Raw genomic sequence first — 21,909 nt, 5'->3', positions numbered from 1 at the left:
TGTCACCGGACAAGTTCTACGCGGCGGCCGGTCACGGCACAGTCCGCGCCGCTGTGACCGGGCTGTGACGGGCGCGCGGTTAGTGTCGGACCGGCAGCCGACGTTCACGGGGAGGTGCGGTGATGCGGGTACTCGTGGTTGAAGACCAACCCGACCTGGCGAACTCGGTGGCCCGGGTGCTGCGGCGGGAAGGGATGGCCGTCGACGTCGCCTACGACGGCGGGTCAGCGCTGGATCGGGCCACGGTGGTCGAGTACGACGTCATCGTCCTGGACCGGGACCTTCCCGTGGTGCACGGTGACGACGTGTGCCGGGCCCTGATCAACCGCGGAACGCTGACCCGGGTGCTCATGCTGACCGCCTCGGGCACGCTGGCCGAGCGGGTGGAAGGGCTGAGTCTGGGGGCCGACGACTACCTGCCCAAGCCGTTCGCCTACGCCGAACTGGTGGCCCGGATCCGGGCGGTGAGCCGACGCTCCCGGCCCGCCGCGCCACCTGTCCTGGTCCACGGCGACCTGCGGCTGGACCCGGCACAGCGGACCGCTACCCGGGCCGGGGGCCGCCTGTCGTTGAGCCCGAAGGAGTTCGCCGTTCTGGAGCACCTGCTGAGCTGCGGCAGTCGGGTGGTGTCGGCGGAGGAACTGCTCGACCGGGTCTGGGACGAGGCCGCCGATCCGTTCACCACCACGGTGAAAGCCACGATGAACCGGCTGCGTGCCAAGCTCGGCGACCCACCGGTCATCGAGACCGTCCCCCGAGCCGGCTACCGGATCTGACGTGCAGTTCGGTCGGCGCCGTCTCCGACTCCGGCTGACACTGCTGTACTGCCTGGTTTCGGTGGTCTCCAGCGCCGTTCTGCTGGTCATCATGTACGCCCTGGCCAGCAGCCTGAACCTGGGCCTGGTGCGGCCGCTGAGCGGGCCGCCCGCACGCCCGTTGCCATACCCGGGCCCGCCTGGGGCGGGCGACGGCGGGACCGCACCCCACGTCCGCGCTCTCTCCGCAGAGATGCTGGTTTTGCCCGGCGTCGCGCTGGCGATCATGGCGGTGTTCTCGCTACTGCTGGGCTGGCTGATCGCCGGCCGCATGCTGCGTCCGGTGCTGACCATGACCGAACGCCTGCACCAGATCTCCGAACGCAACGTGCACGAGCGGCTGTCCCTGCCTGGCCCTCGCAACGAGCTGACAGACCTCGCAGACACGGTGGACGGGCTGCTCGGCCGGTTGGAGACCGCTCTCGACGCGCACAAGCGGTTCGTCGCCAACGCCGCCCACGAACTGCGGACGCCGTTGACCGTCGAACGCGCGCTGCTGGAGGAGCCGCTGATCGACCCCGCGGCCAGCTTGGAATCGTTCCGGGCCAACTTCGAGCGGCTGCTGGCCATCACCGACCAGCGGGGACGGTTGCTGGAGTCGCTGCTCACCCTGTCAGGCAGCGAGGACGCCCACAGCCGGGACGAGCCGGTGGACCTCACCGGCCTGATCGAGAAGACACTCCAAGACCGGGCGCCGGACGTGAAGCGGCGCGGCCTGCGGGTGCAGAGCGCGCTCCGGCCGGTGCGGATCTCGGGTGACCAGGTGTTGCTCGCCCATCTGCTGGCCAACCTCTGCGACAACGCGATCCATTACAACGTGCCCGGCGGCACTGTCGAGATCGGCGTACGCCGCGAGGCCGGGCGGGTCGTCCTGTCCGTGGCGAACACCGGCCAGGTCATCCCGCCCGATCAGGTCGACCGGCTGTTCGAGCCGTTCCAGCGGCTGCATCGTACTGCCGACGACGGCCATCACGGTCTCGGGCTGTCGATCGTGCGCGCGATCGCGCGAGCCCACAAGGCGAATCTCACCGCCGTCGCCCGCCCCGACGGTGGCCTCGCCGTCGACATCGCGTTCCCCACGATCACACCGGGCCCGTGAAGCCGGCCACCTCGGCCGACCCGACCCTCTTTCCAGGCGGGAACCGGCCGTCGCCGGGCCACGGACCAGAGGCTGTCGCTCCCTTGCTGTTCGTCCTTTTCAGTGCATCGAGATGTGGACGTGGTCGAAGTGGTTCTCGGTGATGCTGCCCCGGTTGGACATGCCGCTCCAGCCCGACCCGTGGTTGATGCGCTGCCTCCAGATCACGTACTTGACCCCGAGCTTGGCCCTGTTCTGCACGGCCCACTCGGCGATGCGGTCGCCCAGCGCCTGGTTGCCGGCGCTCGGCATGGATCCGCCCGTGCTCATCATGAAGTCGCAGGCGCGTCCCAGCGGGTGCTCGCCGCTCGAACCCGAGCGGAAGCAGCCCACGCTGTACTGCAGCGCGAAGTTCTTCTGGATCAGCGCCCGGATCGCGCGGGTACGGGCGGTGATGTTGTCCGAGCCGGACGGTAGTTCGGGCGCCCAGGTGCCGTTGGAGCGGCGGCCGGTGCTGACCGGGATGAGGTCCCGGAGTTTCTTCTCGATGTCCTTGATGACGTCCTCGGCCTCGTCGCGCTGCTTGGCGACCTCGGTCGTGTCGGAGCTGACCTTGGCGGCGAGCGCGGCGGCGGCCTCGGCGGCCTTCTTCTTCTCGTCGCGGGCGTCGACCACGCCCTTGACAACGGCCTGCTGTTCGGCGGTCAGCTGTTCGAGCACCGCGGCGCTGCCGCCGCTGGTGGGAGGCAGCACGCTCGGCAGGGAGAGTTCGGCGTTCTGGTAGCGCAACCGGGCGATCTCGGCGACCCGCCTCTCGGCCGTCGTCAGCGCCTCTTCGGAGCTCGCCAGCCGTTCCTTGGCGGTCGCCGCGTCCCGCTGGGCCTTGGCCAGCTCGACCCGTTTGAGGTTGTAGGCCTCGATGAGCTTGTCGACCTTCTTGTTCAGGCCCTTCAGCTCGGCCCGGAGCTGGGATTCGCTTGGTTTCGGCGCTGCCGACGCGGGCGCTGAGCCGAAGGCCAGTGCCGCGGCGGCGATGAGGCCGATGGCAAGACGCGTGGGGAACGCAGCCGCCACGTGAGTGTCCTCTCCCTCTGCCGACCGGGTTAGCTGACGGGTTCGGGCAAGGGAGTTGCCTTACCACCGAAGTGGATACACCCCAGATGCGGTGGGTCCCCGGCTCCCGGGTGACGCACCCGGGATTAGGCCTGCAACGGCAGTTGTGGCCGGTGCAGAAGGGATATTAGTAGTAAAACTGAAGTCATGCGACTCCAACCGGAAACCAATTAGTGATCTACCTGTGATTTAAGCATCCGGGCGGCCTCCTCGGGCAGCACATCGTTGACAAACGCGCCCATGGCCGACTCCGACCCTGCCAGATACTTCAGCTTCCCGGGGGCCCTCCTGATGCTGAACAGCTCCAGGTGCAGGTACGCCAGCTCGCGGTCCTGTCGTACGGGTGCCTGGTGCCAGGCCGAGATGTACGGCATGGCGACGTCGAACAGCCCGTCGAGCGCCCGCAGCACCGAGGTGTAGAGCGGGGCGAAGGCGGCCCGCTCCTCCTCCGACAGCGCCGCCAGGTCGGGTGTCCGCCGGTGCGGATACACGTGCACCTCGAACGGCCAGCGGGCGGCGGCCGGCACGAAGGCGGTCCACAGCTCGTTGGAGGCGACCACCCGGGTTCCCGCGGCGCGCTCGGCCGCCAGCACGTCGGCGAACAGGTTGGCGCCCCCGTGCCCGGCCGCGTAGCGGGAGGCGGCGCCGAGCTGCAGCTTCGTCCGGGGAGTGACGTACGGGTAGGCGTAGATCTGCCCGTGCGGGTGCGTCAGGGTGATGCCGATCTCCTCGCCCCTGTTCTCGAAGCAGAACACCTGCTCCACGCCCTCCAGGGCGGACAACTCGGCCGTACGGTCCGCCCAGGCGTCCATCACGAGCTCGACCCGCGCGGGAGACAGCCGGGAGAACGACGAGGAGTGATCGGAGGTGAAACACATCACCTCGCATCGCCCCACCCCCGGACGGACCTCGGTCAGCCCCCCTGCATCCTCGTAAACACCGAAATTTCCGGAAAAGGAGGGGAAGCGGTTCTCGAACACCACCACGTCGTAGTCGTGTGCCGGGATCTCCGAGGCTCGCGTGTCGGACGACGGGCACAACGGGCATTCGTCAGCCGGAGGCAGGAACGTCCGGGTCTGCCGGTGCCCCGCCACCGCGATCCACTCCTCGGTCAGCGGGTCGTAACGCAGCTCCGACGCCACCGGCCGGGGATCGAGCGGTCGCCGGTCGATCGCGCTCCGGTCGGCGTCGTCGCGCCGGTCGAAGTAGATCAGCTCGCGCCCATCGGCCAGGTGGGTGATGGTCCGTTTCACGGCGAATCCTCTGCGATGATCAGCTCGCCGACCCGTTCGGCCAGCTCGAGACGCGCATCTCCGGGGAGGGCCACGTCGCTTATGACCACGTCGGCCTCGGTCAGCTCGGCGATCGTGCTGATCCCGACCGTGTTCCACTTCGTGTGGTCGGCGGGGACGACCAGCCGGTGCGCCGCCGCCACCAGCTCCCGGTCGGTCTCCGACTCGAGCAGGTTGGGCGTGGTGAACCCGGCGCGCACCCCCATCCCGTGCACCCCGAGGAAGAGCGTGTCCACGTGCAGGCGGCGGATCGCGGCCACCGCCACGGGCCCGACCAGCGCGTCGGAGGGGGTGCGGACGCCGCCGGTGAGCACGACCGTACGGTCGGCCCGCGGGTTGCGGTGGAAGACCTCGGCGACCGGGATCGAGTTCGTGATGACCGTGAGCTCGGGCACGCCGATCAGATGATGGGCCAGCGCCCAGATGGTGGTGCCCGCCGAGAGCGCCACGGCCGTGCCCGGCCGCACCAACTGGGCGGCACGGCGCGCGATGGCGTCCTTCTCCTGCTGCTGGCGGGCCGACTTGGCGGTGAAGCCCGGCTCCTCGGTGGAGCCGGGGCCGAGGGCCGTGGCGCCGCCGTGCACCTTCTCGAGCAGGCCGCGCTCGGCCAGCACCTCAAGGTCGCGGCGGATCGTCATGTCGGAGACGCCGAGCTCGCGCACGAGGTCGGCCACCCGGACGCCGCCGCTGCTGCGCACGCGTTCGAGGATGGTCTGCTGCCGCTGCTGTGCGAGCACGCCCCACTCCTTCCAACAGATTCCACCAAATTATGACATGAATATGTTGAAGAATGTTAGGTCCGGCGGACGGCTTGTGCCCGGGCCGGAGGCGCGAGACTTTGGAGATCGCATCCCGCTCGATCACCGAGGAGAGGCCATGGCCAGGCGCGCTCGCAAGGGCAAGGCTCGCAAGAAGAAGAAGGCCAACCACGGCAAGCGCCCGACGGCGCGTTGACGGCAGGTCGCCCGTGGCGAGACGTTGCTCGCCACGGGCGGCACCGCCGGGGTGCCGGCTAGCCCGGAAGCCCCATGAGGGCCGTGTCGATGCGCTCCTGGGGGAGCGAGAAGTCTTCCATCGCCCCCGACAGGTAGCGGTCATAGGCGGCCAGGTCGAAGTGGCCGTGGCCGCACAGCGCCGTCAGGATCACCTTCTCCTCGCCGGTCTCCTTGCAGCGCAGCGCCTCGGCGATGGTCTCGGCCAGCGCGTGCGTCGGCTCGGGCGCCGGCACGATGCCCTCGGTGCGGGCGAAGCGGACACCCGCCTCGAAGCACTCGCTCTGCGACCTGCTGACCGCCTCGAACATGCCCAGCTCGTACATGTGAGACAGCAGCGGCGACATCCCGTGATAGCGCAGCCCGCCCGCGTGGATCGGGTCCGGCACGAAGTCGTGGCCCAGGGTGTGCATCTTCAGCAGCGGGGTGAACCCGGCGGTGTCGCCGAAGTCGTAGGCGTAGACGCCCCGGGTGAACGACGGGCAGGCGTCGGGCTCCACCGCGCGGATCGTCGGATTGATCTTCCCGGCCAGCTTCTCGCGCAGGAAGGGGAAGACGAGCCCGCCGAAGTTGGAACCGCCTCCGGTGCAGCCGATGATCAGATCGGGCATCTCCTCCAACTGCTGGAGCGCCTCCTCACCGATCACGGTCTGGTGCATGAGCACGTGGTTGAGCACGGAGCCGAGCGCGTAGCGGACGTCATCGCCCGCGGCCGCCACCTCGACCGCCTCGCTGATCGCGATGCCGAGGCTGCCGGTCGAGCCGGGGTCGTCGGCCAGGACCTTGGCGCCCGAACTCGTCACGGGTGACGGGCTGGCGTGCACCGTGGCGCCGTACACCTGCATGAGCGAGCGGCGGTAGGGCTTCTGGTCATAGGAGGCCCGCACCATCCAGACCTCGCACTCCAGGCCGAACTGCGCGCACGCGAAGGCCAGCGAGCTGCCCCACTGCCCGGCGCCCGTCTCGGTGGTCAGCTTGCGAACGCCCTCGCGGGCGTTGTAGTAGGCCTGCGGCACCGCGGTGTTGGGCTTGTGCGAGCCGGCGGGGGAGCCGCCCTCGTACTTGTAGTAGATCCGGGCGGGAGTGCCCAGCGCCTTCTCCAGCCTGCGCGCCCGCAGCAGCGGCGTCGGCCGCCACAGCCGGTAGACGTCGAGCACCTCCTGCGGGATGGCGACGAACCGCTCGGTGCTCACCTCCTGGGCGATCAGCTCCATGGGGAAGAGCGGTGCCAGATCGTCCGGCCCGACCGGCTCCCGGGTGCCCGGATGCAGCGGCGGCGGTGGCGGGGAGGGAAGGTCTGGGACGATGTTGTACCAGTGGTTCGGGATCACCGCACCAGTCTGCCTCGGTTACCCCTCGTGTTCCAGGGCCACCTGACGGCGAACCTCCGGCACGACCTCCTCGGCGAAGATCGTGAGCTGCCGCCTCTGGTCGCCCTCCGGCCAGAACACGAAACCGTCCATGCCGTGGCCGAGCGCCAGATCGGTCAGCTCGTCCACCCACTGCCCGGCCGGTCCCTTCAGGAAGCCCTCGGAGGCGCCGCCGGTGATCGTCCCGTTGACGTTGTAGAGCCTGCGGATGTCGCCCGGTCGCCTGCCCGCCTCCAAGGCGGCCTCGTCGATCCGGGCGCCGAGCTCGCGCAGCCGCTCGGGCGCCGCCCAGCCGGACGAGGGCAGCCAGCCGTCGGCCAGCCGCCCGGTCAGGGCCAGCGCCCTGGGCCCGCCCACGCCGAGCCAGATCTCCATCGCGTGCGCCGGCACGGGCCCGGACTGGGCGCCGCTCAGGTGGTAGTGCTCTCCCGTGAAGCGCAGGTTGCGCTCGCCGCTCCATACGGCCCTGATCACGGCGATCGCCTCCTCGAGCGAGCCGATGGCCTCCTTGGGCGTACGCCGCGTCCCGCCGTACGCCTCGATGGCGTCCCAGAACGCGCCGGCGCCCAGCCCGAGCTCCACCCGGCCGCCGCTGAGCACGTCGAGGCTGGCCGCGGCCTTGGCGAGCACCGCGGGCGGCCGCAGCGGCAGGCAGGCCACGTCGGGGAAGACCCGGACCCGCGAGGTCGAGGCCGCGATCACGCTGAGCAGCGTCCAGGTGTCGACGTATCGACGCTGGTAGGGATGGTCCTGCACGCCGATCAGGTCCAGGCCGAGCTCGTCGGCGAGCCGCGCGTACTCCACCACCGGGTCGTCGGCGTTGGGCACCAGGAAGTAGCCGAACTGGAGAGTCATACCGACCAACCTAGGCCGCCTCACCGGATTCAGCCGTCAACCTGGAGCGCGGGTCGGCCCGGACGGTCGGCCCTGATCACCACGTCGGCGCTCTCCAGGGGCCGCGCCTCGCGCTCGTAACGCGCGTAGGCGGGCAGACGCCACCGTTCCCCGGTCGCGGTCCCGCGCGCCAGCGCCGCCTCCGACAGCCACAGGTGCACGCTCAGCTCCACCGGCAGGCCCCTGCCCAGCAGCAGGGTCCCGTCGAGCAGCAGCACGCCGTCCTCCGGCAGGGTCTGATACGGCAGACGGTAGGCCCGGTCGGCCCGGCTGTCCCACAACGCCGGAAGCGCCCTGCCCGACCCGTGCGGCCCCAGGGGTTCGAGCACCTCACGGAGCAGCGCCCCGGTGTCCAGCCAGTCGTCGTAGAAGACGTCGGGATCCGTCCGGCCGAACTCGAGCCGGAGAGAGGCGGGCCGCAGGAAGTCGGCGGCCGAGACCCGCAGCACCGGACGGCCGCGCAGCCTGAGCGGCGCCACCAGCGCGTCGGCCAACAGCTCGGGATGAGCGGGCGGAGCCCCGTCGACGACCACCCGCACCCGTGACCCTCGGGGATGCCCGGCGATCCGCTCGGCCAGCTCCCGCGCCAGAGCGTCAGGCGAGATCGGTCGCGCACGCACCCAGGGGACCCTACCCGGCGTGGATCTCACACCGCGGGCAGGCACATGACGAACCTCGCGCCACCGGTGAAGTCGTCGACCCTGACGTCGCCGGCGTGCGCGAGCGCCACGCCCTTCACGATGGGCAGGCCCAGCCCCGTGCCGCCCGCCTCGCGGCTGCGTGCCGTGTCCAGCCGGGCGAAGCGCTCGAAGACACGCTCGCGGTCCGCCTCGGGGATCTCCACTCCGTCGTTCTCCACGGCGAGCACCGCCTGGCCGTTCTTGCGGCTCACCTGGACGCGGACGTACCGCTCGGCATAGCGCTCGGCGTTGTCCAGCAGATCGGTCAACGCCCTCACCAACTGCACCTTCACGCCGTCGACCGTCACCCCCTCGGCAAGCTCCTGCTGGACCGGAACCCTGTCCTCGCGACTGGACAGCACTTCCCGGACCAGCTCCGCGAGATCCAGCCGCTCCTTGACCACGTCCACCCGTGAGCCGGTCCTGGCCAGGAACAGCAGATCCGTCACGATCGATTCAAGGCGGTCGGTGTCTCGCAGCGCGTTCTTCACCAGCTCGTCCAACTCGGTGTCATCCGGATAGAGCTCGGCACTCTCCAGCTCCGCGCGCAGCGCGGCTATGGGAGTGCGCAGCTCGTGAGAGGCGTCGGAGACGAAGCGGCGCTGCTGCTCGGCGGAGTGCTCCAGCCTGGACAGCGTGCCGTTGATCCGGTCGGCGAGGACGCTCAGCTCGTCCTCGCCCGGCGGTCGCGTCACCCGGGAGCTCAGGTCGCTGGCGTTGACCCGGTCCAGCTCCGCTCCCATGAGCGCGACCGGTCGCAGGGCCCTGCCCATGATCAGCCACGCCGACACTCCCGCGATCGCGATGAGCACCAGGGTCTCGATCAGCACCGCCACGTCGGTGCCGTTCGAGACCAGCACCGCGGGCGTGACGCGTCCGGCATAGACGACGGGGGAGTCGGGGGCGATCGACGCCCGGACGGCGGTCAGCACGACGCACCTGTCGCGCAGGCAGGTCTGGCCGTTGAGAACGTGAGTCTCCGGAGTCGGCACCAGATCGCTCAGCCGCGGCAGCGCTCGGGCCTCCTGGCTGGTGGCCAGTATCCGCCCGTCGGGCGCGACGATCTGGATCAGGTTGACGGGGTACTCAGGTGAAGGCACCGTCGTGCCGCGCGGCAGCAGCCCCTCCCCCACCTGAGCCGCGACGCGCTCGGCGACCTGCTGCGTGTCGTTGGTGGCGTTGGTGAGGATCACGGACTTGGTCAGGATGACCACGCCGATCCCCACGGGGATCAGCACCAACGCCGCGACGATCACGGCGAGGAGTGTGACGCGTCCGCGCAGCGAGCGCGTCCGGACACGGAACACACCATCGACATTACTCATGGTGATGCACGTGCTGAGTCGCGCGTCAGGAAAGCTTGGTCAACGATCGCCCACGCGGCGCGCCCGGACCACCGGAGATCACGAAGGCCAGGTCATCCCGGACGGATTGACCTGGCCCTTAACCGCGAGAGCGGACGACGGGAATCGAACCCGCGTAGCTAGTTTGGAAGACTAGGGCTCTACCATTGAGCTACGTCCGCGCGAACCGGTCGAAGTCTGGTCTAGACTTCATCCGGCGTCAGGGCGTAAGCGTACCGGAGTAGCGGAGCGCGTGCGCAACCGGCGCGACGGGGCGTGGCGCAGCTTGGCAGCGCGCTTGCTTTGGGAGCAAGAAGTCGCAGGTTCAAATCCTGTCGCCCCGACCAGCCCAGAGGCCCCCTCCGACGTGGAGGGGGCCTCTGCTTGTCCAACCGCTGACTACGCGCTCAGGGCGCACACGTTTAGGTGCCGTCACGGGACGGGCAGTCTCGCTTCGGCTGGGCTCTACGCTCGGAGGCGGGCCGTTCGATCTCAGGCGAGTTTTGCTGCTGGACAGAAAACAACTGATCCGCTACCTGGCTGGGCTCGGGTTGAAGATTGAGGACACGCATGGCAGTGAAGGACTTAAGCCGATCACGCAGCACGGGGTCGTCCACTCGATCGATCAGCTCAAGAGCCTGAGCAAGGGCACTATCGGCCTGGATGTTCTCATGGATGCGCTCCGCTTGCACGGTCAGGTGCTTCCGGGCACGGTTCGCGTGGAGGGCGAATGCGCCACCGCAGGTGGTGATGAGCAGACCGCTCAGGCTCGTGAGTAGGGGGAGATAACTCCAGTCGGGGTTCCCCGCGTTAATAAGGGCCAAAACCCCACCTGTGAGCAGGATCGCCGCGCCAGCGGACATGAAGATCACACTGAGACGAAACGTGGCTTCAGCCTGCTTCAAGGCTTGTCGGAGGAACTCAAAAAAGAAGGATTGGCGCTGTTTGGCAAGCTCAGACTCTGCCGAAGGCCGCGGCTCCGAACCGTAATAGACGTGTTGATCTCCACCGACCTGAAACACCTGGCCGGAGGCTTCGAACCTGATGGGTGGGAGCTCTCCACCGTTGCCGCCGTCTGCTGTACTGTCCGCCATCGGTGCCCTCCTCGACCGCAGCATCGCCGCCACGCCGTGGTGACAACCAAGCGTAGACATCGCTGGAGGAGCTTGGGGTGAGTCAACTGCAATCAGTTGACCCCGTCCCCACGTGGACAGTGCCGCACGCGGCGAAGCGGCCGCCCGCATTGGGCTATGGCTTTGGCCCTCGCCCCCCGAGACAGCTTCGAATTCGCCATGGAGTGGCCCGTCGGCGGTATCGAGCTGAGCATCGTCGAACTCGATGGCGCGGCCATCGCTGCCGCCCAGCAGGCGGCCCCGTATTGGCCGGAATCCCCGCAGGACGGGTAAACCCCCGACCAGCCGCGATTACGGAGGAGTCCCTGCCTGCAAGTCCGCGATCGTAATTCAGAGTCCATGGCTTTGAAGAAACCCTCTGAACGAGGAGCCCAAGCGACAAGACGCATTTCAAACCGCCAACCCGCACACCAAGACCTCGTCAGCCTCACGCTGCCGGGATCTTCTCATTTCGCCACATCCTCGCCTTGGACGTCGCGTTCATCCTCATCTTGAGTGTCCGGGAATATTGGCCCCGGCCCATGGCGGTGTAGTCGGCGTCGTAGGCGGATAGGCCGGGCGGAGTGGTGCCCCGGATCTTGGCGAAGACGTCGATGACGACCGTGCGGGCACCGGGGTTGCGTTCCAGTCATCGGGCGATGGCCTGGTCTCCCCCTGGGAAGGGGCTCGCACGCGGTGGCGTGAGTGAGCCCGCGTGGCGCGGGCCGGCCTCCCAGGAGATGGCGCTGCTCGGCGTGGTCAGGACGGTCCGCCAGCGGGACGGCGCCGCGCTCGCCTTGGCCCTGTCGTGCCAGACGGCTCTGATCGGGCGCAGCGGAACCTGAGTGGCGGAACTCACATCTGCGACGAATGCGGCCAGTACGAACGCAAGCACTCGCGAGGGACAGGACGAATTGATGCCTGTCCCAGGTGTCCCTCAGCGAAGCGTCCAGCTCTTGATGGCCTTGGTAGTGAACGGCAGGATCACGCCGTGACTGACTACGAACGGGTGGCCGACGCCTTAGAGAACACCACCTGGATCACCTGGTGTACGGGCGCCACCCTGGACGACGTCCTCGCGGTCTATGGCGGAGGCCGGAACCTGGTGACGGCCGCCACGTTCGACGAGACCGACCTGGCCGCGTCCGATCATCTCCATCTAGGAATTCCGTTCCTCTTCGCCGGTGCGCTCGGCCATGGGGTCGTCCTCATGGAACCGGGGCTGCCTTGCGTGGACGACGCCGAGCGAGTCCGCCTCTCCCAGGCAGGCGTGTGCCTGGACGTCGGCTGGAGTGACTTCGGCCCAGCGATGATCACCTACATGGAGAAGGGGCACGTCGTGGTGACCTTCGACGGCATCGCGTGGGAGTACGACGCCACACCCGATCAGGAGACGGTGGAAGGGTGGATGAGCACCACCTCTGGTGGGCTGGAGGCGTGGCAGACCAATTACGGCACGGCGTCTCTGATGACGGCGGAGGCCATCATGGGCGCGCCCATGGATGAGCAGTGGCTGGCGCGCGAACATACCTGTATCAAGATCAAGGGCTGACTTCGAGCTGGTAGCGGCTCCCCGCCTGCTTGTCGTTCTGCTTGACAATCGCAGTGGATGATCTCGAACGTCAGTAGACGTCTCGAGCCCCGTGACCTGGCCACACTCCCGTAGGAATGGGCGTTCGATCTGACTTGGGAGCAAGAAGTCGCAGAATCCTGTCGCCCCGACTTGCCCGATCAGCACTAAGGCCACTCACCGGAAAACGCGAGTGGCCTTCTGTGTGACCAGATGCACGGCTGTCCCTCTCCGCGGCCCGCCTTCTCCCATGGAACAGGTCCTGGCCGAGTGGTTCAGAGTGAGCGCGCCTATCGGAGGGCCGCCTCGGCCTTGGCGTAGGCGGCTTCGGGCGTCCGGACGCAGGCAGGGAATCGCGGTGACGAGCCGCCTCGCTTCGCCGACCCTTCCCGGGGTATCAAGCCCGGCTCTGACCGGTTGGCATCGGATGATCGAGGAACGGCGGCCGGCTCAGGAGTCCGTGTGAAAGAGCGCCCACACGGCCTTGCCGCCGCGATCGAGCGCGTCCCAGCCCCAGCACTGGCTGTAGGTTTCGACGATGTAAAGGCCACGCCCGTTTTCGGAGACGAAGTCGGGCTCCTTCGGCCGCGGCACCTCGTCGCTCGGGTCGGCCACGGCGAGCAGGACGTGCGGGCTCACCCGCATCAGCAGCAGCTGGATCTCGCGACGGCCGCGCGCGTACATCGCGTACCTGACGGCGTTGGTCACCAGCTCCGACACGACCAGCGCGGCGTCGTCGCCCAGCTCGGGCAGGCCCCAGTCGCGCAGTGTCGAGCGGGTCACATCCCGGGCGGTCTTCACGGAATCGGCCTGGAAGGGTAACGGGCACGAGGCTGTGTACGGCTTCCGCGCCGTCAGCAGGGTTTCGAAGCCCACTTCACGGGTTATCTGCAGGCAGTCGGCAGTGGCCAAGGGGTCCTCCACCATCCCGCCGATACCTCCCGATAGCTATCGAATCCGTGCATGTTTGGCCAATATGCACTAGACCATCATGGATCACGGTTCCGGGTCGCTGCAAGACCCAAATGCACGTGCAGGTGCAATGTGCAGAAGCATGCGCGTTCAGTGGGGTAGATAACCGAATCGGACACCAGGTTGAGACCTTGTCATACGCGCCGAAGAGGTGTCAGTGTGTGTGCGGACCTTGATAGGAGGCAGAGTGACGCAGAACCCGCCGGGTTCCGGCCCTACGGCGCTGCGTATCCTGCTGGGCTCTCAGCTGCGCAAGCTGAGAGAGGGTAAGGGCGTAAGTCGCGAAGAGGCGGGCCACCTGATCAGGGGGTCCGAATCCAAGATCAGTCGCATGGAGCTCGGCCGTGTCGGGTTCAAGGAGCGCGACGTGGCAGACCTGTTGACGCTCTACGGGGTCGTCGACAAGCAGGCGCGCTCGGCGGTGCTCGATCTGGTCGCCACGGCCAACGAGCCGGGGTGGTGGCACAGGTTCAACGACGTCCTGCCGACGTGGTTCCAGGCCTACGTGGGTCTCGAGGAGGCCGCGGCGCGGATCAGGACGTACGAAGTCCAGTTCGTCCCCGGCCTGCTGCAGACCAAGGAGTACGCCAGGGCGGTCGTCACGGCGGGAGCGGCGGGCATCGGCGCCGAGGAGATCGCCCGCAGGGTCGACCTCCGGCTGGAACGCCAGCGCGTGTTCGACAGGCCCGACGGGCCGATCTTCTGGGCGGTCATCGACGAGGCCGCGCTGCGCCGTCCGATCGGCGGCACCGAGGTGATGCGGGCCCAGATCGAGCACCTCCTGGAGCTGATGCGCCAGCCGGCCATCACGATCCAGATCATGCCGTTCAGTTTCGGTGGCCACAGCGCCGAGGGCGGCGCGTTCAGCATCCTGCGCTTCCCCGACCACGACCTGCCCGACGTGGTCTACGTCGAGCAGCTCGCCAGCGCCCTCTACCTCGACAAGCGCGAGGACGTCGACAAGTACACTGAGGTGATGGAGCGGCTCTGCGCCGTCAGCACCACGCCGGACGAAACGGTCGAGTTGCTGCGGATGATCGCCGGAGAGTTCTGACGCTCGTCGCGTCGCTGTCGGGTAGGCGTCTACCCTAGACTGGCGGACGGCGCTTCGGATCCCGCCAACGCGGAGCATGCCCCAGTGCCGCTCATGTGGGCGCGGCGCGTGAGCCGTACCGAATGGACGCGCCCGCGATCACTCGAAGCTTGATCAAGGAGACCACCCCGTGAAGACCGCTGTCGAGGAGCTCAGCCCGACCCGGGTGAAGCTCACTGTCGAGGTGCCGTTCGACGAACTGCGCCCGAGCATGGATGCGGCATACAAGAAGGTCGCGCAGCAGGTGCGCGTCCCCGGGTTCCGTCCTGGCAAGGTCCCGGCCCGCATCATCGAGCAGCGGTTCGGCCGGGCGGTGGTGCTGGAGGAGACCCTCAACGACGCGGTGCCCAAGCTCTACGGCCAGGCCGTCGACGAGGTCGACGTGTTCCCGGTCAGCCAGCCCGACATCGAGGTCACGAAGATCGACGACGGTGAGCAGATCGAGTTCACCGCCGAAGTCGACATCCGGCCCAACTTCGATGTCCCCGACTACCAGGGCGTCGAGATCACCGTCGACTCCGCCGAGGTCTCCGACGCCGACGTCGACGCTCAGCTCGACGCGCTGCGCCAGCGCTTCGCCACGCTGACCGGCGTCGAGCGCGCGGCCTCCGCCGGCGACTTCGTGGTCATGGACCTGCGGGCCGAGATCGACGGCAAGAACATCGAGGAGCAGCAGGCCAGCGAGGTCTCCTACGAGGTCGGCGCCGGCTCGGTGCTCCAGGGCCTCGACGACGCCCTCGAGGGCATGTCCGCGGGCGAGGAGAAGAGCTTCAGGACCGAGCTCGTCGGTGGTGAGAACGCCGGCGAGGAAGCCGACGTGATCATCACCGTCAAGACGGTCAAGGAGAAGGTCCTGCCCGAGCTCGACGACGAGTTCGCGCAGATGGCGAGCGAGTTCGACACGCTCGACGAGCTCAAGGAGAGCATCCGCGAGCAGTCCCGCCGCAACAAGCTGATCGACCAGGTCGTCCAGGCCCGCGAGAAGGCCCTCGACACGCTGCTCGAGAAGGTCGACATCCCGATCCCCGAGAGCGCGCTCAAGGCCGAGATCGACGCCCGCAAGCACAACCTCGACCACCAGGTCGCCGAGAGCGGTCTGAGCCGTGACGCTTTCTTCCGTCTCTACCAGACGACGGAGGAGGAGCGGTTCGCCGACTTCGAGTCCGGCTCCGTCAAGGCCATCAAGGTCGGCTTCGTGCTTGACAAGATCGTCAAGTCCGAGGAGCTGGGCGTCTCCGAGCAGGAGCTGACCAACTTCGTCGTCCGCCGCGCCATGGAGATGGGCGTCCAGCCCAACCAGCTGGCCCAGCACCTGGCCGACAACGACCAGCTCACGCTGGCCATGGTCGAGATCGTTCGTGACAAGGCCAAGTCCGTCGTCGGTGACGCCGCCAAGGTCGTCGACACCGAGGGCAACGACGTCGACCTCAAAGCCATCTACGCCGAGATCAACGGCGAAGAGGTCACCGAGGAGCCGGCCGAGGACAAGTCCGAGGCGTAGTCACGTCCCAGGCGTCATCCCGAGGCCTTCGAACCCGCCGGTTCGGAGGCCTCAGGCATGTCCGGAGCGGTCGCCGAGCCCGCGACGGCACCCGCCCAGGCACGCTGCGCGGACTCGGCCGCGAGCGCGACGTTCCAGGGCCTCCGGGGGTTCCATCCGAAGCCTTACCGACACCTGCGCCGTCAGCGAACAGTCCATGGACCGGGCATGAGCTGGGGGCGCCGCGCGTTAAGGTCACAAGCAAAGCCAATCGATTACGACGCATCGGAAGGTGACGCTGTGACCAGCCCGCCGACCTTCTATCAGCCTGAGTCGCGAGGCCGTGAGAACGGCTCGTCCTTCCGGCTTGAGGACCAGCTTTACCAGCGCCTGCTGCGCGAGCGCATCATCGTGCTCGGTCAGGAGGTGAACGACGAGATCGCCAACCGCATCTGCGCGGAGCTGCTGCTGCTCGCGGCCGACGATCCCGAGCGCGACATCACGCTCTACATCAACTCGCCGGGGGGTTCGGTGAGTGCGGGCATGGCTATTTACGACATGATGGAGTACGTGCCGAATGACGTCTCCACGGTTGTGATGGGCATGGCGGCCTCGATGGGGCAGTTCCTGCTCACCGCCGGTACCCGGGGCAAGCGCTACGGGCTGCCGCACGCGCGGGTCATGATGCACCAGCCGTCCGGAGGCATCGGTGGCACCGCCGCCGACATCGCCATCCAGGCGGAGCAGATGCTTTACGTGAAGAAGACGCTGGCCGAGCGCATCGCTTACCACACCGGCCAGCCTCTCGATCAGATCGAGGCAGATTCCGACCGCGACCGCTGGTTCACGGCCGACGAGGCCAAGGACTACGGCTTCATCGACCACGTCGTGCGCAGCGCGCGGCAGGTGCCCTCGCAGGGTCCTGTCTCTTAGGGGGAGTTGAAGTGAACATCCAGAGCCGTTACGTTCTCCCCTCCTTCGTCGAGCGCACGTCATATGGCGTGAAGGAGATGAACCCGTACAACAAGCTCTTCGAGGACCGCATCATCTTCCTCGGAGTGCAGATCGACGACGCGTCGGCCAACGACGTGATGGCCCAGCTGCTGACGCTGGAGTCGCTCGATCCCGACCGTGACATCAGCATCTACATCAACTCGCCGGGTGGATCCTTCACCGCCATGACGGCGATCTACGACACGATGCAGTTCGTCCGGCCGGAGATCCAGACCGTCTGCCTGGGCCAGGCAGCCTCCGCCGCGGCCGTGCTGCTGGCAGGTGGCACCCCGGGCAAGCGGTTCGCGCTTCCCAACGCCCGGATGCTGATCCACCAGCCCTCCACCGAGGGGGGCGGCCAGGGAAGCGACATCGAGATCCAGGCCCGCGAGATACTCCGCATGCGCTCCCTCCTCGAGGAGATCGTGGCGAAGCACTCGGGAAAGAGCGCCGCGGAAGTCCGGAAGGACATCGAACGCGACAAAATTCTCAACGCGGACGAGGCAAAGGCGTATGGTCTGATCGACGACATCATCCCGTCGCGGAAGAAGCGAGCTCAGGCGGTTGCTTCCTGACGAGATGTGACGCACCGGAGCGCTGCCTAATTGGGCACGTTCCGGTGCGACTCGCCGCCAGGGGGCTCACTGAGGGCCCAGAAGACGGTAACGTCGAAACCTGAGCGGTTCGGACCGGGTCCGGAGGATACGGATCGCGGAGCAGGGCGGTCCCACGCAAAGGAGTATCTGGGGTGGCACGCATCGGCGACGGGGGAGACCTGCTGAAGTGCTCGTTCTGCGGAAAGAGCCAGAAGCAAGTCAAGAAGCTCATTGCCGGTCCAGGCGTCTACATCTGCGATGAGTGCATCGATCTCTGCAACGAGATCATCGAGGAGGAGCTCTCCGAGTCCTCCGAGCTCAAGTGGGACAACCTGCCTAAGCCGAGAGAGATCTACGAGTTCCTCGACGCCTACGTCATCGGTCAGGACAAGGCGAAGAAGGCGCTCTCGGTGGCGGTCTACAACCACTACAAGCGGGTGCAGTCCGGCGACCGGGGCAGAGACGACGGCCTCGAGCTGTCCAAGAGCAACATTCTGCTGCTCGGCCCCACGGGCTCGGGCAAGACGCTGCTCGCGCAGACGCTGGCGAAGATGCTCAACGTGCCCTTCGCCATCGCCGACGCGACCGCGCTGACCGAGGCGGGATACGTCGGCGAGGACGTCGAGAACATCCTGCTCAAGCTGATCCAGGCCGCCGACTACGACGTCAAGAAGGCCGAGACCGGCATCATCTACATCGACGAGGTCGACAAGATCGCCCGCAAGAGCGAAAACCCGTCGATCACGCGTGACGTCTCCGGCGAGGGCGTGCAGCAGGCGCTGCTGAAGATCCTGGAGGGCACCACCGCGAGCGTGCCCCCGCAGGGCGGCCGCAAGCATCCCCACCAGGAGTTCATCCAGATCGACACCACCAACGTGCTGTTCATCTGCGGCGGCGCCTTCGCCGGCCTCGAGAAGATCATCGAGTCGCGCATCGGCAAGAAGGGCATCGGCTTCAACGCCATCATCCGGTCGAAGGACGAGGTCGACACGGCCGACATCTTCGGCGACGTGATGCCCGAGGACCTGCTGAAGTTCGGCATGATCCCCGAGTTCGTCGGCCGCCTGCCGGTCATCACCTCGGTGCACAACCTCGACCGCGAGGCCCTCATCCAGATCCTCACCGAGCCCCGCAACGCGCTGGTGAAGCAGTACCGCAAGCTCCTGGAGCTCGACGGCGTGGAGCTGGAGTTCACCGACGGCGCGCTCGAAGCCATCGCCGACCAGGCAATCCTGCGCGGCACCGGCGCCCGCGGGCTGCGCGCCATCCTGGAGGAGGTGCTCCAGTCGGTCATGTACGAGGTGCCCTCCCGCAAGGACGTGGCCCGCGTGGTCATCACCCGCGAGTCCGTGCTCGAACACGCGATCCCCACGCTCGTGCCACGTGACCAGCTGGCTGCGAAGCAGCAGCGCACGCCACGTGAGAAGTCCGCCTGATCCCTCGCCGCGACGCAGGCGCCCCATGGACTCCCACCATGGGGCGTTTCGCTTTCGCCCTTCCCTAGAATTGGTCACTGTGACAACGCCAGAGCTGCCCACCCAATACACCCCGGCCGACGTCGAGACCCGGAGCTACGACCGCTGGGTGTCCGCCGGCTACTTCCACGCCGACCCGGGCAGCTCGCGCGAGCCGTTCAGCATCGTCCTGCCGCCGCCCAACGTGACGGGCGTGCTCCACATCGGCCACGCGCTCGACCACTCGATCCAAGACGCCCTGAGCCGCCGCGCCCGCATGCGGGGCCACGAGACGCTCTGGCTGCCCGGCATGGACCACGCCGGCATCGCCACCCAGAACGTCGTGGAGCGCGAGCTGGCCCGCCAGGGCCTGTCCCGCCACGACCTCGGCCGTGAGGCGTTCGTGGAGAGGGTCTGGGAGTGGAAGGAGGAGTCCGGTGGCCGGATCCTCGGCCAGATGCGCAAGCTCGGCGACAGCGTCGACTGGGAGCGCGAGCGCTTCACCATGGACGAGGGCCTTTCGCGGGCCGTCCACACGATCTTCAAGAAGCTCTTCGACGACGGGCTGGTCTACCGTGCCGAGCGCATCATCAACTGGTGCCCGCGCTGCCTGACCGCGTTGTCCGACATCGAGGTGGAGCACAGCGAGGACGAGGGCGAGCTGGTCTCGATCCGCTACTCCGACGAGATCGTGGTGGCCACCACCCGGGCCGAGACGATGCTCGGTGACACCGCCGTGGCCGTCCACCCCTCCGACGAGCGCTACGCGCACCTGATCGGCACCCTCGTCGAGCTGCCGCTGACCGGGCGCATGATCCCGGTGGTCGCCGATGAGCACGTCGATCCCGCGTTCGGCACCGGCGCGGTCAAGGTGACTCCGGCTCACGACCCCAACGACTTCGAGATCGGGCGGCGCCACTCGCTGCCGTCGATCACGGTCATGGACGAGCGCGGCGTCATCACCGCGCACGGCCCCTTCCAAGGGCTCGACCGGTTCGAGGCGAGGCCGGCGGTCGTCGCGGCGCTGCGCGCCGAAGGCCGGATCGTCGCGGAGAAGCGCCCTTACCTCCACTCGGTCGGCCACTGCTCCCGCTGCAAGACCGTGGTCGAGCCGCGGCTGTCGCTGCAGTGGTTCGTCAACGTCTCGCCCCTGGCCAAGGCCGCGGGCGACGCCGTGCGCGACGGCCGCACCCGCATCCACCCGCCCGAGCTGGCCAAGCGCTACTTCGACTGGGTCGACGACATGCACGACTGGTGCATCTCGCGCCAGCTGTGGTGGGGGCACCGGATTCCGGTCTGGTACGGCCCCGACGGCGAGGTCGTCTGCGTGGCCCCCGACGAGACGCCTCCGGCCGGCTACGTGCAGGACCCTGACGTGCTCGACACCTGGTTCTCCTCGGGTCTGTGGCCGTTCTCGACTCTGGGCTGGCCCGACGAGACGCCCGAGCTGGCGCGTTTCTACCCGACCTCCGTCCTGGTCACGGGCTACGACATCCTCTTCTTCTGGGTCGCCCGGATGATGATGTTCGGTCTGTACGCCATGGACGGCGAGCCGCCGTTCCGCGTGGTCGCCCTGCACGGCATGGTCCGCGACCAGTACGGCAAGAAGATGTCCAAGTCGTTCGGCAACGTGGTCGACCCGCTCGACTGGATCGAGCGCTTCGGCGCCGACGCCACCCGTTTCACGCTGCTCCGTGGCGCCAATCCCGGCGCCGACGTCGCGGTCAGCGAGGAGTGGGCGGCGGGGTCGCGCAACTTCTGCAACAAGATCTGGAACGCCACCAGGTTCGCGCTGATGAACGGCGCGGCGGTCGGCCCCCTCGACGGGCTCGACCTGACGGCGGCCGACCGGTGGATCCTGTCGCGGCTGCAGAGCGTGATCTCCTCCACTGACGCCGCCTTCGAGGAGTTCGAGTTCGCGAAGGCTTCCGACCTGCTCTACCACTTCGCGTGGGACGAGGTCTGCGACTGGTATCTCGAACTGGCCAAGATCCAGCTCGCCGATGGGCTGGAGCACACCCGGCTCGTTCTCGGGCACGTGCTCGACGCGCTGCTGCGTCTCATGCACCCGCTGGTGCCTTTCGTCACCGAGGAGCTGTGGCGAGCGGTCACGGGTGGCGACTCCATCGTGGTGGCCCCGTGGCCGGCACCCGATCCCCGCTACGCCGACCCCGCCGCCGAGGCCGAGATCGATGCGCTCCAGGAGCTCGTGACCGAGGTGCGCAGGTTCCGCTCCGATCAGGGGCTGAAGCCCGGCCAGAAGGTGGCCGCCCGGCTCGGACTCGCCGGCTCACCGCTCGCGGCCCAGGAGGGCGCCGTTCGCGCGCTGCTGCGCCTGACGGAGCCGACCGAGGCGTTCACCGCCACGGCGCGGTTCAGCGTGGGCGGTGTGACCGTGGAGATCGACACCGTGGGCGCCATCGACGTCGTTGCGGAGCGCAAGCGGCTGGAGAAGGACCTGGCGGCCGCCCGCAAGGAGGCCGCGCAGTCGGCGGCCAAGCTGGGCAACGAGCAGTTCATGTCCAAGGCGCCCGACGACGTGGTGGCCAAGGTCAGAGGGCGTGCGGAGGCGGCAACCGCCGACATCGCGAGGCTCGAGGCCCAACTGGCCGCCTTGGGCGTTTGAGCTATCCGCACGAGGGGAAGACTCATTCGTTACCGAAGTTGGACCTTGGACTCCGTCGAGGCTGGTAAAGTTTTCAAGGCAGGGCAGTTGGCCCTGACTTCCCTCTGATCAATCCCGGGCGTGGGGCATGCACCAGCATCTGTTGGACATGAGCCAAATGTTCGGGTAAGTTCGTAGGGTTGCCTCGAAGCGAGGATGGTCCGGAAGCTGCCGGATCGGGCGGTTTGACAAGAATCGTCCAGATCTGCTAGTGTGGACACACGGAAGTATGGCCTCCTGAAGTTTAGGAGTACGCGTCCGTTTCTTGAGAACTCAACAGTGTGTTAAAAGCCAGTGCATGATGCACAACCCCGTCATTTTGGTGACGGATTCCTTTGGTTGACATTCATGAGTGGATGTTGGCCAGGATTGTTTTCCAGGCATTGTTTGGAGAGTT

20 protein-coding genes, 2 tRNA genes and 1 riboswitch are annotated in these 21,909 nt (G+C 67.7%); of the genes, 12 read left to right on the top strand and 10 right to left on the bottom strand.

Going from position 1 to position 21,909, the window contains the following annotated elements; all coding sequences use genetic code 11:
- The first annotated feature begins 122 nt into the window (after positions 1 to 122).
- Together AB0C16_RS05920 and AB0C16_RS05915 are read left to right on the top strand one after the other, a co-directional pair.
- Positions 123 to 776: a response regulator transcription factor gene (locus AB0C16_RS05920; RefSeq protein WP_357679332.1), complete on the top strand. Its 654-nt coding sequence runs from the start codon at positions 123 to 125 to the stop codon at positions 774 to 776.
- A 1-nt stretch (position 777) separates the two neighbouring features.
- Positions 778 to 1,914, top strand: a complete 1,137-nt coding sequence (locus AB0C16_RS05915; RefSeq protein WP_357679330.1) for an ATP-binding protein — start codon at positions 778 to 780, stop codon at positions 1,912 to 1,914.
- 99 nt (positions 1,915 to 2,013) lie between these two features.
- On the opposite strand, the gene AB0C16_RS05910 is transcribed toward AB0C16_RS05915, so the two are convergent.
- The 8 genes from AB0C16_RS05910 to AB0C16_RS05875 form a co-directional block, all read right to left on the bottom strand.
- Complete coding sequence (locus tag AB0C16_RS05910) at positions 2,014 to 2,967, bottom strand: hypothetical protein (protein ID WP_357679328.1); 954 nt, start codon at positions 2,965 to 2,967, stop codon at positions 2,014 to 2,016.
- Positions 2,968 to 2,971: 4 nt separating this feature from the next.
- Positions 2,972 to 3,109: riboswitch (cyclic di-AMP (ydaO/yuaA leader) on the bottom strand.
- Between the two features lie 67 nt (positions 3,110 to 3,176).
- Positions 3,177 to 4,259 carry a galactose-1-phosphate uridylyltransferase gene (gene galT, locus AB0C16_RS05905; RefSeq protein ID WP_357679326.1) on the bottom strand — a complete coding sequence of 361 codons (1,083 nt, stop codon included), beginning with the start codon at positions 4,257 to 4,259 and terminating at the stop codon, positions 3,177 to 3,179.
- Positions 4,256 to 5,035 (bottom strand): DeoR/GlpR family DNA-binding transcription regulator, encoded by a 780-nt coding sequence (locus AB0C16_RS05900; RefSeq protein WP_357679324.1) that lies wholly within the window; start codon positions 5,033 to 5,035, stop codon positions 4,256 to 4,258. The genes galT and AB0C16_RS05900 overlap by 4 nt, the downstream gene beginning before the upstream one ends.
- 275 nt (positions 5,036 to 5,310) lie before the next feature.
- The gene (locus tag AB0C16_RS05895) at positions 5,311 to 6,621 is read right to left on the bottom strand and encodes a TrpB-like pyridoxal phosphate-dependent enzyme (protein ID WP_357679322.1); all 1,311 of its coding nucleotides are present in this window, start codon (positions 6,619 to 6,621) and stop codon (positions 5,311 to 5,313) included.
- An 18-nt stretch (positions 6,622 to 6,639) separates the two neighbouring features.
- Complete coding sequence (locus AB0C16_RS05890; protein ID WP_357679320.1) at positions 6,640 to 7,515, bottom strand: LLM class flavin-dependent oxidoreductase; 876 nt, start codon at positions 7,513 to 7,515, stop codon at positions 6,640 to 6,642.
- Positions 7,516 to 7,544: 29 nt separating this feature from the next.
- Positions 7,545 to 8,174: a uridine kinase gene (locus AB0C16_RS05885; RefSeq protein ID WP_357679318.1), complete on the bottom strand. Its 630-nt coding sequence runs from the start codon at positions 8,172 to 8,174 to the stop codon at positions 7,545 to 7,547.
- A gap of 26 nt (positions 8,175 to 8,200) precedes the next feature.
- Positions 8,201 to 9,541 (bottom strand): HAMP domain-containing sensor histidine kinase, encoded by a 1,341-nt coding sequence (locus tag AB0C16_RS05880; protein ID WP_357679316.1) that lies wholly within the window; start codon positions 9,539 to 9,541, stop codon positions 8,201 to 8,203.
- A 147-nt stretch (positions 9,542 to 9,688) separates the two neighbouring features.
- Positions 9,689 to 9,759: transfer RNA gene (locus AB0C16_RS05875), tRNA-Gly, on the bottom strand.
- Positions 9,760 to 9,847: 88 nt separating this feature from the next.
- Here AB0C16_RS05875 and AB0C16_RS05870 point away from each other — a divergent pair.
- Positions 9,848 to 9,924: transfer RNA gene (locus AB0C16_RS05870), tRNA-Pro, on the top strand.
- A gap of 75 nt (positions 9,925 to 9,999) precedes the next feature.
- Here the strand turns inward: AB0C16_RS05870 and AB0C16_RS05865 are convergent.
- The gene (locus tag AB0C16_RS05865) at positions 10,000 to 10,671 is read right to left on the bottom strand and encodes a hypothetical protein (protein ID WP_357679314.1); all 672 of its coding nucleotides are present in this window, start codon (positions 10,669 to 10,671) and stop codon (positions 10,000 to 10,002) included.
- Positions 10,672 to 10,827: 156 nt separating this feature from the next.
- On the opposite strand from AB0C16_RS05865, the gene AB0C16_RS05860 reads away from it, so the two are divergent.
- From AB0C16_RS05860 to AB0C16_RS05850, 3 genes are all read left to right on the top strand, one after another.
- Positions 10,828 to 10,983 carry a hypothetical protein gene (locus AB0C16_RS05860; RefSeq protein ID WP_357679312.1) on the top strand — a complete coding sequence of 52 codons (156 nt, stop codon included), beginning with the start codon at positions 10,828 to 10,830 and terminating at the stop codon, positions 10,981 to 10,983.
- Positions 10,984 to 11,390: 407 nt separating this feature from the next.
- Positions 11,391 to 11,534: a hypothetical protein gene (locus tag AB0C16_RS05855; protein ID WP_357679311.1), complete on the top strand. Its 144-nt coding sequence runs from the start codon at positions 11,391 to 11,393 to the stop codon at positions 11,532 to 11,534.
- A 146-nt stretch (positions 11,535 to 11,680) separates the two neighbouring features.
- On the top strand, positions 11,681 to 12,241 hold the full coding sequence (locus tag AB0C16_RS05850; protein ID WP_357679309.1) for a hypothetical protein: 561 nt from the start codon (positions 11,681 to 11,683) through the stop codon (positions 12,239 to 12,241).
- 468 nt (positions 12,242 to 12,709) lie between these two features.
- Here AB0C16_RS05850 and AB0C16_RS05845 read toward each other — a convergent pair whose 3' ends face one another.
- The gene (locus AB0C16_RS05845) at positions 12,710 to 13,117 is read right to left on the bottom strand and encodes an ATP-binding protein (RefSeq protein ID WP_357679894.1); all 408 of its coding nucleotides are present in this window, start codon (positions 13,115 to 13,117) and stop codon (positions 12,710 to 12,712) included.
- A 301-nt stretch (positions 13,118 to 13,418) separates the two neighbouring features.
- On the opposite strand from AB0C16_RS05845, the gene AB0C16_RS05840 reads away from it, so the two are divergent.
- The 6 genes from AB0C16_RS05840 to AB0C16_RS05815 all read left to right on the top strand — a co-directional run bounded on the left by AB0C16_RS05840 (position 13,419) and on the right by AB0C16_RS05815 (position 21,473).
- Positions 13,419 to 14,285 (top strand): helix-turn-helix transcriptional regulator, encoded by an 867-nt coding sequence (locus tag AB0C16_RS05840; protein WP_357679307.1) that lies wholly within the window; start codon positions 13,419 to 13,421, stop codon positions 14,283 to 14,285.
- Between the two features lie 169 nt (positions 14,286 to 14,454).
- Complete coding sequence (gene tig / locus AB0C16_RS05835) at positions 14,455 to 15,825, top strand: trigger factor (protein ID WP_357679305.1); 1,371 nt, start codon at positions 14,455 to 14,457, stop codon at positions 15,823 to 15,825.
- 279 nt (positions 15,826 to 16,104) lie between these two features.
- Positions 16,105 to 16,737, top strand: coding sequence for an ATP-dependent Clp protease proteolytic subunit (locus AB0C16_RS05830; protein ID WP_189127655.1), 633 nt, complete (start codon positions 16,105 to 16,107; stop codon positions 16,735 to 16,737).
- An 11-nt stretch (positions 16,738 to 16,748) separates the two neighbouring features.
- Positions 16,749 to 17,372 carry an ATP-dependent Clp protease proteolytic subunit gene (locus AB0C16_RS05825; protein WP_357679302.1) on the top strand — a complete coding sequence of 208 codons (624 nt, stop codon included), beginning with the start codon at positions 16,749 to 16,751 and terminating at the stop codon, positions 17,370 to 17,372.
- A 173-nt stretch (positions 17,373 to 17,545) separates the two neighbouring features.
- Positions 17,546 to 18,829 (top strand): ATP-dependent Clp protease ATP-binding subunit ClpX, encoded by a 1,284-nt coding sequence (gene clpX, locus AB0C16_RS05820; RefSeq protein ID WP_357679300.1) that lies wholly within the window; start codon positions 17,546 to 17,548, stop codon positions 18,827 to 18,829.
- 70 nt (positions 18,830 to 18,899) lie between these two features.
- Complete coding sequence (locus tag AB0C16_RS05815) at positions 18,900 to 21,473, top strand: valine--tRNA ligase (RefSeq protein WP_357679298.1); 2,574 nt, start codon at positions 18,900 to 18,902, stop codon at positions 21,471 to 21,473.
- Positions 21,474 to 21,909: the final 436 nt, after the last annotated feature.

The organism is Nonomuraea sp. NPDC048916 (genome assembly GCF_040649575.1).
In the GTDB taxonomy this organism is placed as follows: Bacteria; Actinomycetota; Actinomycetes; order Streptosporangiales; family Streptosporangiaceae; genus Nonomuraea.
The sequence above is the reverse complement of the archived record's forward strand: the minus strand, read 5'-3'. Positions and strand labels throughout refer to the sequence as shown.